The sequence below is a fragment of the Gelidibacter sp. genome (genome assembly GCF_035515035.1).
Taxonomy (GTDB): Bacteria; Bacteroidota; Bacteroidia; order Flavobacteriales; family Flavobacteriaceae; genus Gelidibacter.
Genome location: NZ_DATJCA010000021.1, coordinates 39,931 through 52,486, shown reverse-complemented (window position 1 = coordinate 52,486; position 12,556 = coordinate 39,931). Strand labels below are relative to the sequence as shown.

Here is a 12,556-nt window from a genome sequence, read left to right as displayed (position 1 = left end):
GATAAAAACAAAATAACATGAATTTAATCATCAAATTACTAATCACTGCAGTTGCTGTGGTTATTCTAGCAAAAGTGCTTCCTGGCGTAGAAGTTGCCGGATTTACATCGGCAATTATCCTGGCCATTGTGCTGGCGATTCTTGACGCCATTATAAAACCAATCTTGGTTATATTGACCTTGCCAATTACAATTCTTACATTAGGGTTGTTTCTATTGGTAATCAACGCCTGCATCATTCTGTTGGCAGACAAGTTTATGGGTGGGTTTAACGTCAGTGGATTTTGGGTGGCGCTCCTATTTAGCCTGCTTTTATCGTTTTTGGAATCTGTACTTTATTCATTGTTAGACAAAGACAGAAAATAGTCTATAAATCAAGTGTTTAAAAACTTTGTTCAGATTTAAATAATTCGTACTTTTGCATCCCGATTTTCTGCTAGACAAAGAAGCGTTATACGGTGTTTTTTAGTAAAAAAAGGAGGTATAAGTTTGACTATTTCTTCTATTTAGTAGAACCTGGCAGAACTTAAATCAATAAAAAAATAATACGCCATTGGCATTATTAACTATAATATGAATATTACAAGAGAAAATATTGACGCATTAAATGCTGTTGTAAAAGTAGATATCGCTAAAGAAGACTATAGCGATAAGGTCGAAAAGATTCTTACAGATTACCGTAAATCGGCTAACATCCCTGGATTTAGAAAAGGACATGTGCCAATGACCATGGTCAAAAAGCAATATGGAAAAGCTGTTTTGGTTGACGAGGTCAATAAGCTTTTGCAAGATGCCCTTAAAAAGTACATGACTGAAGAGAAACTGGACGTATTGGGTAGCCCTTTGCCAAAGGCCCAAGATGATTTAGATTGGGATGCGGATTCTTTCACCTTTGAGTTTGAATTGGGTCTTGCACCACAATTTGAAGTAGAGCTTAAAGGCAAGAAGCCAATTACGCATTATAACATTGTTGCAGATGATAAAATGATTGATGGCCAAGTGGAGCATATCCGAAAGCAATATGGTAAATTGATCTCTCAGGAGGCCGTTACAAAAGACTCAGAAATTACTGGGGTTTTTGTAAATGAGGAAAAGGACATCAATAATAAGGCAACGTTCACTTTAGATAAAATAAAAAGCAAAACGGCCGAGAAAGCATTGATAGGTGCTAAAGTAGGCGATGTTGTCACTTTAAAGACCAAAGACTTGTTCAATGACGACCATGATTTAATGAGCTTTTTAAAAGTCGCCCATGATGATGCCCATGAATTGGATGTTGACGTTATCTTTACGATTGAAGAAGTGAACACTAGAGAATTGGCTGATTTAGATCAAGAGTTGTTTGATAAATTATTCGGTAAAGATGTGGTATCCTCGGTGACAGAATTGAAAGCTAAGATCAAGGAGGATTCAGAAAAACAATTTGGACAACAAGGCGATCAGAAGTTCCTGAACGACGTTACTGAATATTTGGTTGAGAACACCAAGTTTGATCTTCCTGCAGCCTTCCTTCAAAAATGGATGCAAACAGCGGGTGAAGATCCGTTAGACGCAGATGAGGCTAAAGAAGAATATGAAAATTCTGAAAAAAGCATGCGCTACCAATTAATCGAAGGGAAATTAATTGAAAAATATAAGCTACAAGTTACTTTTGATGACTTGAAGGATTTTACTAAAGAAATGATTAAAGTGCAAATGGCACAATTTGGTCAAATGGATCCTCAAGATAAAGAGTTGGAGGATATTGCAGCGCGTATTTTATCCAATAAGGATGAAGTAAGACGTTTATCAGAGCAATTGATGAGCCAAAAACTATTAGAACTTTACAAGAAAGAAGTGAACCTAAAAGTTAAGGAAATTTCTTATGACGATTTTGTAAAGGAGTTTTACAGCTAATAATTATAATTAAATCGTTATCTTTAGAGCGTAAAACTGTAAGGTTTTACGCTTTTTTTTGACAATGTTATGGTCATTCAATTTACCCAGTGATGCTGGGGTTTTACGAATTTAAGAACTAAATACTATTTATGAATTACGGAAAAGAATTTGAAAAATTCGCAATAAAAGATCAAGGTATCAGCAGTACCTATTATAATCAGATTATGAACAGTATGTATCCTGTTGGTTTGACGCCAAATATTATTGAGGAGCGTCAAATGAATGCAGTTGCAATGGACGTATTTTCAAGATTGATGATGGACCGGATTATTTTTATGGGAACAGCCATCAATGATCAAGTTGCGAATATTATACAAGCACAGTTATTGTTTTTGGAAAGTACTGATGCGGCTAAAGACATTCAAATATATATCAATTCTCCTGGTGGAAGTGTGTACGCGGGTCTTGGCATCTATGATACCATGCAGCTCATCAAACCAGATGTAGCGACAATATGTACGGGTATGGCAGCGTCAATGGGTGCGGTCTTGTTATGCGCTGGAGCAAAAGGGAAACGCAGTGGATTGACCCATTCTCGTGTCATGATCCACCAGCCTTTGGGAGGTGCTCAAGGACAAGCCAGTGATATTGAAATTACGGCGAGAGAAATTGTTACCTTGAAGGAGGAATTATATAAAATCATTGCAAATCACACAGGTCAAGATTATCAAAAAGTCTATGAAGATAGTGATAGGGATTATTGGATGAAAGCTGATAAGGCCAAAGAATATGGCATGATTGATGAGGTTTTATCGAGTTCAAAGAAACAATAATTACAAAGGTAATTTATACCAACTATAATTTGTAATTAGAAAAAAATGAGGAATTAAAAGAGTTATGGCAAAGGAAGATTTAGAATGTTCGTTTTGTGGTAGGAAAAAGCCAGAAACCAATTTGTTGATTGCAGGATTGGACGCGCACATATGTGACAGATGTATTGAGCAAGCCCATGGGATTGTTTTAGAAGAATCAAAGCAAAGCGGCAATGCGGAATTGTCGTCTGAATTGATGCTTAAAAAGCCGATGCAGATCAAGAAGTTTCTTGATGAATATATTATAGGTCAAGAATACACCAAAAAAGTAATGTCCGTAGCGGTTTACAACCATTACAAACGGTTGTTGCAACCGGCAAGTAAAGATGATATTGAAATTCAGAAGAGTAATATCATCATGGTTGGACAAACCGGAACCGGGAAAACTTTGATGGCAAAAACCATCGCAAAAATGCTTAATGTGCCTTTGGCCATAGTGGATGCTACGGTATTGACTGAAGCTGGTTATGTTGGTGAGGATGTTGAAAGTATCTTGACGCGTTTATTACAAGTTGCCGATTACAATCTTGAAAAGGCCGAAAAGGGAATTGTATTTATTGACGAAATCGATAAGATTGCCCGTAAGAGTGATAACCCTTCCATAACCAGGGATGTGTCTGGAGAAGGTGTACAACAAGCCTTGTTGAAGTTATTGGAAGGAACCACTGTAAACGTTCCACCAAAAGGAGGGCGCAAGCATCCTGATCAAAAATTCATTGAAGTCAACACAGAGCATATTTTGTTTATTGCTGGTGGTGCTTTTGATGGTATTGAGCGTATGATTTCAAAACGTCTTAATATGGCTGCTATTGGATACAAGGCCGCTTCTCAGGAAGATGTCATTGATACCGATAATTTATTGCAATATATCATTCCAAAGGATTTGAAAGATTTTGGACTCATTCCAGAAATCATCGGTCGTTTACCTGTTTTAAGTTATATGGATCCTTTAGATGCTGAAACTTTAAGAGCTATTTTGACCCAACCTAAAAACGCCATTATCAAGCAGTACAAAAAGTTGTTTGAAATGGATGATATCAAGTTTACCATAACGGATGGTGCTTTGGATTTTATAGTTACTAAGGCTATTGAATATAAATTGGGAGCGAGAGGTTTGAGATCTCTATGTGAAGAGATTTTAACTGATGCGATGTTTGAGTTGCCAAGTAGCAAAGAGAAAAAGCTTCATGTGACCAAAGAATACGCTGAGGACAAATTAGACAAAACTACATTGAAACGCTTGAAAGCAGTCTCATAAAGTTTTAAAGAATATAAAAAAACAAAACCACTCTTTTCAGGGTGGTTTTTATTTTTTTTGGATTTGATAATTAATATTGCAGGAACAATGCTTTGAATATATGTTCAATAGAAATCTATTGTTTATGCCCTTTGTAAGGCAGCGCTCATACACATTTTATAGTGTCTTTTAGTTTTGCTGTGATGTAAATATAATAGCATAATTGTAAGATAAAAATTACAGTACTGGATTTTAGATAAAGCTTACCTTATTCTCGTTATAAAAAGAAAAAATGTAATTTTTTCGGCTAAACTACAGTTACACATTCAGCTTTAGGAGCGCATCCATATAATGACGGGTGTTGGAAAGTCTTGGGACTTTATGTTGACCCCCTAATTTATCTTGTTGTTTTAACCAGTCATAAAATAATTGTTGCCGTGCAATATTTATCTTAGGACTATTGAGCGTGATATTGTTGTATCGTTTGGCTTCATAATCGGAGTTTAATGATTTTAAAGCATTGTCCAATAGTTCGTTAAAGTAGTTGATGTCTTGTGGAGGGGTTTTGAATTCAATGAGCCATTCATGCGCGCCTTTTTCTTTGCCATTCATAAAAATAGGTGCCGCGGTATAATCAACAATCTGCGATTTCGTTTTCTTGCACACTTTCTTTAAGGCGTCCTCAGCATTTTCAATGATTAACTCCTCACCAAACACATTGATATGATGTTTTGTCCTTCCGCTAACTTTTATACGATAGGGATCCAATGAGGTAAACCTTATGGTATCTCCAATCTTATAGCGCCAAAGACCCGCATTGGTAGTAATGACCACGGCGTAGTTTTTATTCGTTTCAACCTCCGCTAAGGGAATGATCCGTTGCTCTGGGGTGCCGTATCCATCCATAGGAATGAATTCATAAAAAATACCATAATCTAACATGAGCAGCAATTCACTGGAACTGTTTTGATCTTGGATTGCAAAAAATCCTTCCGAGGCATTGTAGATTTCGTAATAGCGAAAATCTTTTCTTGGTAAAATTGCTTTGTACTGATCTACATAAGGGAGAAAACTTACGCCGCCGTGAAAATAAACTTCCAAGTTGGGCCAAATATCAAAAATGCTTTGCTTGTTTGTGGTTTCTAAAACATTGTTTAGAAGGACTAGCATCCAAGATGGCACTCCGGCAAGGCTGGTCACATTTTCATTAATGGTTTCATTAACTATCGCCTGCATTTTATGTTCCCAATCATTCATTAAAGATACTTTACTGCTGGGGGTACTGCTAAATTCGGCCCAAAAAGGCATGTTGTCAATTAATATCGCCGATAAATCACCAAAAACCGTCCCGTTTTCCTTGTAAAGTTCTTTACTGCCTCCAAGCCTCAAGCTTTTACCGGTAAATAATTGTGAGTTTTCATTATTGTTGAGGTACATGCATAATAAATCCTTGCTTGCTGCATAGTGGCATTCTTCAAGAGATTCACTGCTAACAGGTATAAACTTGCTTTTTGCATTTGTGGTTCCGCTTGATTTTGCAAACCATTTAATAGGCGTGGGCCAGAAAATATTGTTTTCACCCATTCGGGATCTTTCAATATTGGCTTGGTTTTCTTCGTAAGTCGTAATAGGTACTCTTTGGGCAAAAGTTTGGTAATTTGTTATGTTCCCGAAGTCATAGAGCCGCCCAATTTCAGTGTCTTTTGCTGTCGTGAGCAAGTCCTGAAGCAATTCATTCTGTACTTCGTTGGGGTACTTTAGAAACAATTCAATTTGATGGAATCGCTTTTTCAAAAACCAGGAAGCAATTGAATTAACTAATGGGATTGGCATATTTATAGTATCTTTAAAGACTAAAAATAATACTTTTTTTAAATTAATACTTCTAAATAAAAATATTAAATAAATGACTTACCAAGGGGTCTTGACCAAAATGGAAACTGAGTTTTCTCATCCTATACAATACTATCTTATTTTCGAGAATGACTTCATCAATATGAATCAGTTATTGGATAAAATGATTTCAATTCAATTTATTGGTTACCAATGTCTCAACTGCTCACTTGACAAGCCAATTTATAGGCAAGGGTTTTGTAAAAGTTGTTTTTTTGATATCCCACAAGCTGCAGACTGGATTATGAAACCAGAATTAAGCACTGCGCATTTGGGTATAGAAGACCGTGATTTGGATTATGAAAAAAGGGTGCAGTTGATGCCTCATATCGTGTATTTGGCAAATTCTAGTAATATCAAAGTTGGTGTGACCAGGAAATCTCAGGTGCCAACGCGCTGGATTGATCAAGGTGCACATGAAGCCATTGAAATTGTTGAAGTTCCCAATAGATATTTGGCGGGCATTACGGAAGTTGCCCTCAAAGATTATGTCGCAGATAAAACCAATTGGCGTACCATGTTAAAGAATGAGATTGTTGATGAAGACTTGGTGGAATGGCGCGAACGCTTAAAGCAGTATATTCCTGCAGAAGCTTTAGAGTATTATATTCCCAATAACAAAGAAACGAATATGGAATTTCCTGTTCTGCAATACCCTGAGAAACCACAAAGTCTCAATTTACAAAAAACACCATACTATCAAGGTATTTTAAAAGGAATTAAAGGACAATACCTCATCTTTGAAGATCAGACGGTCTTTAATATCAGAGGGAGTGAAGGGCATGTCATTGCACTTTCAGTAGTGTAATATCTCCAATTAACACTACTTTATAACTCTAAATTTTCAGAAGCTTACGAAATTTTGTAATTTAAGGTCATGAAGGTCAATGCATAGAGTTGCCTGAAGAGCAATATTAATCACATTATTATCTGATTGTTAGACTTTACTGCACTTCCAGTTAGTACGTCAATGTTTGTACTATGCGTTATGGCTTTCTGTGTGTAATCCTTAAATACAGAACTCATGAAAATTTCAGTAATGTCCTATGTGGTAGTGGCCACATTTTTGTTAGTGACTTTGAGCATCATGGTAGCTATGGACATGCCTTTAAACTTGGTGTTCTATCTCACGTGTTTGGGTCAGGTTTTTGTAGTTGTAATGGCTTATAAAGTGTTGCAAGATAAATATGACACTGATAAGACTTTTGAAGATTTTTACGAAGACCATCCAATTGGAAAACAAAAAATCACGTTATTATAGTAATAACGTGATTTTTTATATCATTCTAAAAAGACTACATGTTTTCTTGATCTCTTAAATTTTGAATATAAGCTGCCTTTTGCATTTGTCTTCTCTTCCTGACAGACGGTTTAGTGAAATATTGATTTTCTCTTAAAGTCTGCATAACCTTCACATTTCTGTGTTTACGCTTATAACGCTTAATGGCGCGTTCGATATTTTCACCTTCTTTAATTTCAATTCTTAACATAAATAGTTTTTATAGTATATGGAGTATTCAGGACTATCCTAAATACGTTTTTAAAATTTTACTCTTTGACGTATGCTTCAACCGCTTAATGCCTTTTTCTCGAATTTGACGAACACGTTCTCTGGTTAAATCAAAGGTCTTGCCAATTTCATCTAAAGTCATTGGTGGTTGATTGCTCAATCCGAAATTCAATCGGATCACATCACTTTCTCTTTGTGATAATGTATTGAGCGCTCTGTCAATTTCCAAACTTAAAGATTCCGTCATTAAAAGACGATCCGGTCTTGGAGAATCACTAGAAGAAACAACATCATATAAACTAGATGTTTCTCCTTCTCTTAAAGGCGCATCCATGGATACATGACGTCCTGAAATTCTCATGGACTGTTTCACATCCTTAATGGTCAAATCCAATTCCTTGGCTATTTCTTCAGCACTTGGAGGGCGTTGGTGTGCTTGCTCCAAAAACGAATAGGCCTTATTGATCTTATTGATCGAACCAATTTTGTTCAAAGGTAATCTAACTATTCGAGATTGTTCTGCTAAAGCTTGAAGAATTGCTTGACGAATCCACCAAACTGCGTAAGAAATAAATTTAAAACCTCTGGTTTCATCAAAACGTTTCGCAGCTTTTACCAACCCAGCATTGCCTTCATTGATTAAATCGGGTAAGGTCAAGCCTTGATTTTGATATTGTTTAGCGACAGATACAACAAAACGAAGGTTAGCAGTGGTAAGCTTATCCAAAGCCTCCTGATCTCCTTCTCTAATACGTTGCGCCAATTCCACCTCTTCATCTGCTGTAATCAATGGCAGTTTACTAATATCCTGAAGATATTTATCAAGGGATTTGGATTCTCTGTTTGTAACCTGCTTTGTAATTTTTAATTGCCTCATGTAGTCTCTTTTGTTTTAATGAACGTTAACCCTACATTATAACTATTTAAACGACAAAAGCAAACAAACTCACAATACTTTAACATAATTCGATAATTTTTTTTAAATTGCAGGTTGTTTTGACCTTAAATCATGAAAATTTGTCAATTTTTTAAATAAATCGATAAATTTCTAATCTTTAATTCACGGTATCTTTTTTCTTCTTTTGGGTGTTAAAAATATCTTTGATGGTCTTTTTGATAGCCTCACTACCAATCTTAGTACTATCCTTTTTTATTGGAGGAGTTTGGGTAGTGGTAGAATCCTTTATGGTAGGTTCTGTTTCTGGCGTTTGATTGGTGTTCCCGCCCATGACACCTCCCAAAAGATCCTTTATTTTATCTGTGCCTTTTCCAATTAACTTTTGTTTTTCGATTTCAATCAGTTGTTTGGTCAAATTGGTAACCCCACTGGTCAAGTCTGTCGAGATTTTAGGATTGGTAAAAGACCCAGAAATGTTGGCGGTTACCGGAATGGTGATTTTATTAACCTCATTATCATTGATCTTTCCAATAAGGCGGTTGATATCACTTCCTAAATATTTTGCCGGAACATTAAAAACAGCATCGTAGGTCATGGTTTGATCAAAACCATGAGCTCCGGAAACATTAATACCAATATCCTGATAGGTTAAATCGAAGGGTTTGATATTGACTTTGCCGTTAGCAAATTCTAAATTGACCTTTAAATTGTTCAGGTCCAGTTTGCCAAAATCTATAAAACTTAGGGCGCCTTCCAATTTTGATAATAAAGGGCTCGCACTCTCATCAATGTCCGTTGTTAATAATTGTGAATTTGCGGTACCGGAGATGGTGTTCATATTTGGAGAAAATTCCTTGTCCAGAGTTCCTGATAATTTAATACTACTGTTTAGCTTTCCTTGGAGCACTTTCGCTATTGGCGCTAAGTTTTGTAATAATTCTAAATCATTGAAAGATTTTGCGATGTCAAAATCACTGGCATCCAGATTCAAATTAAAGGATGGCGTATCCGCTTTCGTGCTGACATTTCCGGAAAGAGATAGAATACCATCAAAAATACTTGAGCTCAAACTATTGATAGTGGCCTGTTGGTCTTTTATGGTCAAAACACCTTTTACATTTTTTAAATTGAGGTTGTCATAAATGACGGTATTGGCATTTGCAGTAACCGTACATTCCAAAAATTTAGGGATTTTTAGCCCTTCGGTTGTTGTGGCCGCCTTTTTAGAAGTCGCTGCTGTAGTGGTCTCCGTTTCTTCACTCATAAAATCATTCAACGCCAGAGTGTTTGAATTCAGGTTAAAATTACCCTTCAAGTTCACTTTCTTGCTCAGCATAAAACCGATTAAATTGTTAATCGTTCCTGTTGCCGAAAAATCACTTCGTCCCGTTTTTGCACTAAAATTATTTAAAGTTACCGTTGAAGGATTAAAGGTCATCTCAGCTTTTGAAATGTGCAGTGGCTGATTCATGGCATCTGATGTAAACACTAGGTCACTGATGGTCGCATTTCCAGAGGCCTTAATTCTGTCATAAGCACTGGTTTCAATGGCGTTCATATCAAAAGCCGTATTCAATTTGGCTTTTAGAATTCCGCTCAGCTCATTTTCAAGTTCTATCGGGTAAGCTTTGGTAAGGTTTGCCAAATTTAAGGTGCCATCCACATCAGCAGTGACTTGCATGTTGCCGGTTAAATTTTTAATCAATGCTGAAGATCTGAACACATCACTGTCAATTTTGAAATTCAAGGTATTGATCGCTACATAAGTGTCATCGGCGTTTCCAGTGTCGTTTTTGATTTCTGTATCAATTACAATATTTTCAACGCGTTTAGGTAAGTCAGGATATTTAAATGAGGCATTGTCAGATTTGATGCTAATATCCAATGTTGGAATGGTAGTTTCTGTTACTTTTCCTTTTATGATACCATGGATCTTGAAATTTCCAGTCGTTTCAACATTGTCCAAGTTTTTGGAATAGGCTTCTGGAATTACTGCTAGAAAATCTTTAAACGATGAACCCGTATTTGTGAATGACAAATCAATGTTTTGACCCTCCTCTATAAGCTGAACAAATCCATTAAATTCAATCGGCAATTGATTGATCAGGGCCTTGTTTTCTTTGAAGGTATATTTTTGAGCGTTGAGATCCATGTCTATCAACGCATCCAACTTGATATGGTTATTGTTCAAATAATTGGTGCTATCCATGGTCAAGCTTACCTTGGCTTCAGATTTTGTGTCCAGTTCAGAGACATCACCTGAGAAGGTACCTTTGCCTGTATGGTTCAATTCTGTCACATAAAATTGCATGTCGCCAGGAATATCAATATAAGTAAGCGCGCTGTTTTTAATGCTGTACTCCTTAATGTCAAAAGAAAAGTTAGATGCGGTTGTGTCCTGAGGGTTCTCGCTTACTTTTACAATATCATAATTAACATTTCCAAAAGCGTCCGTTTTCAGGGTCATTAATGCTTCATTGATATTGATGGAGTTGACAATAATGGCTTCATCGGACGATTTAAATAGCTCTTTTATGGACATCGTAAAATTTATATTTTTTGCGATCACGAAGGTTTCATCCTTAAAAGGTTCGAAATTCGTGATTACCAAATCGCTTACCTCAACATGGGCCTGTGGAAAACTTCGGAATAAACTCAAGTTCACATCACTAAACTCAACATTGGCGTTAAGGTTTTCATTGATAAAGTTTTTGACCATGCCCTTGATCTGCGATTGGAAAACAAAAGGTAATGCAATCAAAAGGACAATGATAATTAATAAGGTAATACCGGCGATTTTTAGAAATTTCTTCATTGAAAAATTTAGTTATTCCTTTCACAAAATAAAAGGGTATAGGTTAGTAAGTATATATACGCAAAGTTTATTGCAAAAGTCGAGCAAATGTTAAAGTTTAATAAAACTTTAGCAATTTTTTAAGAGGTAATTTATTTTTTTCATTAAGTCAAGATTAGTTTTTATAAATAGGGGAAATCTATATATAAAGATACCTCAACAAGAATGACAATCATCACTTTTAAAATAATTTTTTCACTGATAATTACGTACAAAATGATTTTGTTTTCTTTATTTTGGCATCAGATATGAATCAACCGCATAAAGTTTACATCGCACTTGGCAGCAATAAAGGCGACCGATTAAAGCATCTGCAAGACGCTATTGACCTTATTTTTAAGCGCATCGGTAAAATCAATATTATTTCAAGGGTTTACAATACGCCAGCTTTGGGATTTGAAGAAGGGGCGACTGCCGAATATTTTTATAATGCCTGTGTTTTTGTTGACACCCATTTTTCTGCCGAAGAAGTTATGGTCAAACTTTTAGACATTGAAACTGAGCTTGGGCGCACACGGCATTTGAGTGATATTTATGAATCCAGAACGATTGATTTGGACGTGATTTTTTATGATGACGGTAGCATCGCTTCGGAATTAATTACGACGCCACACCCTCAAATGCACAAACGCAAATTTGTACTGCAACCTTTATATGATATTGCCCCAAAAATGATGCATCCCAAACTGAGGACGTCGGTTTCGCAACTTTTAGAAACATGCGACGATCAAAGTGTCATTGAGCCCATTAATATATGGCTAAAGAACCCAATGAAGACCTATGGCTTTGGAGATTTTGATTATATTGCTATTGAAGGGAATATTGGTGCAGGAAAAACAAGTTTGGCAAATCAGATTTCCCATGATTTTAACGGAAAATTGATCTTGGAACGTTTTGCAGACAACCCATTTTTGCCCAAGTTTTATGAAGAGCCCCAGCGCTATGCCTTTACTTTGGAAATGTCGTTTCTGGCGGATCGCTACCAGCAAATCAGTGATGATTTATCGCAGTTGGATTTGTTCAAGGATTTTATGGTGAGCGATTATGACATTTATAAATCGTTGATTTTTTCTAAGATAACCTTACCGGAGGATGAATTTAGGCTCTACCGAAGGCTCTTTTATTTAATGTATAAAGACATCGCCAAACCCGATTTATATGTTTATTTATACCAAAATACAAGCCGCTTACAAGAGAACATTAGAAAACGCGGTCGTGATTATGAACAGAATATTCAAAACGATTATCTCGAAAAGATCAATACGGGGTATCTTGAATTTTTGAAAAATCAGACGGAACTCAACGTCAAGATCATTGATATTTCAGATCGGGATTTTGTTGAAAATCGAGCGGATTATTTATGGATTTTAGAGGAGATTTGTAAAAAAAAAGAAGCTTGAAGTGGGAAGCTTGGA

Annotated in this window: 11 protein-coding genes; 7 read left to right on the top strand and 4 right to left on the bottom strand. The window is 36.1% G+C overall.

Annotation, left to right across the window (positions count from 1 at the left end):
- Positions 1-17: 17 nt before the first annotated feature.
- From VLZ86_RS01540 to clpX, 4 genes are all read left to right on the top strand, one after another.
- Positions 18-365: a phage holin family protein gene (locus VLZ86_RS01540; protein ID WP_325448016.1), complete on the top strand. Its 348-nt coding sequence runs from the start codon at positions 18-20 to the stop codon at positions 363-365.
- Between the two features lie 207 nt (positions 366-572).
- Positions 573-1,895, top strand: a complete 1,323-nt coding sequence (gene tig / locus VLZ86_RS01535; protein ID WP_325448014.1) for a trigger factor — start codon at positions 573-575, stop codon at positions 1,893-1,895.
- Positions 1,896-2,026: 131 nt separating this feature from the next.
- Positions 2,027-2,710: an ATP-dependent Clp protease proteolytic subunit gene (locus tag VLZ86_RS01530; RefSeq protein ID WP_325448012.1), complete on the top strand. Its 684-nt coding sequence runs from the start codon at positions 2,027-2,029 to the stop codon at positions 2,708-2,710.
- Positions 2,711-2,774: 64 nt separating this feature from the next.
- Positions 2,775-4,007 (top strand): ATP-dependent Clp protease ATP-binding subunit ClpX, encoded by a 1,233-nt coding sequence (clpX, locus tag VLZ86_RS01525; RefSeq protein WP_129015968.1) that lies wholly within the window; start codon positions 2,775-2,777, stop codon positions 4,005-4,007.
- A 297-nt stretch (positions 4,008-4,304) separates the two neighbouring features.
- Here the strand turns inward: clpX and VLZ86_RS01520 are convergent, their stop codons facing one another.
- Positions 4,305-5,819, bottom strand: coding sequence for a GH3 auxin-responsive promoter family protein (locus tag VLZ86_RS01520; protein ID WP_325448008.1), 1,515 nt, complete (start codon positions 5,817-5,819; stop codon positions 4,305-4,307).
- A gap of 73 nt (positions 5,820-5,892) precedes the next feature.
- Between VLZ86_RS01520 and VLZ86_RS01515 the strand changes: the two genes are divergently transcribed.
- Complete coding sequence (locus VLZ86_RS01515; protein WP_325448006.1) at positions 5,893-6,687, top strand: DUF2797 domain-containing protein; 795 nt, start codon at positions 5,893-5,895, stop codon at positions 6,685-6,687.
- 216 nt (positions 6,688-6,903) lie between these two features.
- Complete coding sequence (locus VLZ86_RS01510; RefSeq protein WP_325448004.1) at positions 6,904-7,140, top strand: hypothetical protein; 237 nt, start codon at positions 6,904-6,906, stop codon at positions 7,138-7,140.
- 34 nt (positions 7,141-7,174) lie between these two features.
- Here VLZ86_RS01510 and rpsU read toward each other — a convergent pair whose 3' ends face one another.
- The 3 genes from rpsU to VLZ86_RS01495 all read right to left on the bottom strand — a co-directional run bounded on the left by rpsU (position 7,175) and on the right by VLZ86_RS01495 (position 11,102).
- Complete coding sequence (rpsU, locus tag VLZ86_RS01505; protein WP_129015972.1) at positions 7,175-7,369, bottom strand: 30S ribosomal protein S21; 195 nt, start codon at positions 7,367-7,369, stop codon at positions 7,175-7,177.
- Positions 7,370-7,402: 33 nt separating this feature from the next.
- Positions 7,403-8,266, bottom strand: a complete 864-nt coding sequence (locus tag VLZ86_RS01500) for an RNA polymerase sigma factor RpoD/SigA (RefSeq protein ID WP_325447999.1) — start codon at positions 8,264-8,266, stop codon at positions 7,403-7,405.
- A gap of 178 nt (positions 8,267-8,444) precedes the next feature.
- Entirely contained in the window at positions 8,445-11,102 is a 2,658-nt protein-coding gene (locus VLZ86_RS01495) for an AsmA-like C-terminal region-containing protein (protein WP_325447997.1), read from the bottom strand.
- A gap of 287 nt (positions 11,103-11,389) precedes the next feature.
- Between VLZ86_RS01495 and folK the strand changes: the two genes are divergently transcribed.
- Complete coding sequence (gene folK / locus VLZ86_RS01490; protein ID WP_325447995.1) at positions 11,390-12,541, top strand: 2-amino-4-hydroxy-6-hydroxymethyldihydropteridine diphosphokinase; 1,152 nt, start codon at positions 11,390-11,392, stop codon at positions 12,539-12,541.
- The last annotated feature ends 15 nt before the right edge of the window (positions 12,542-12,556 follow it).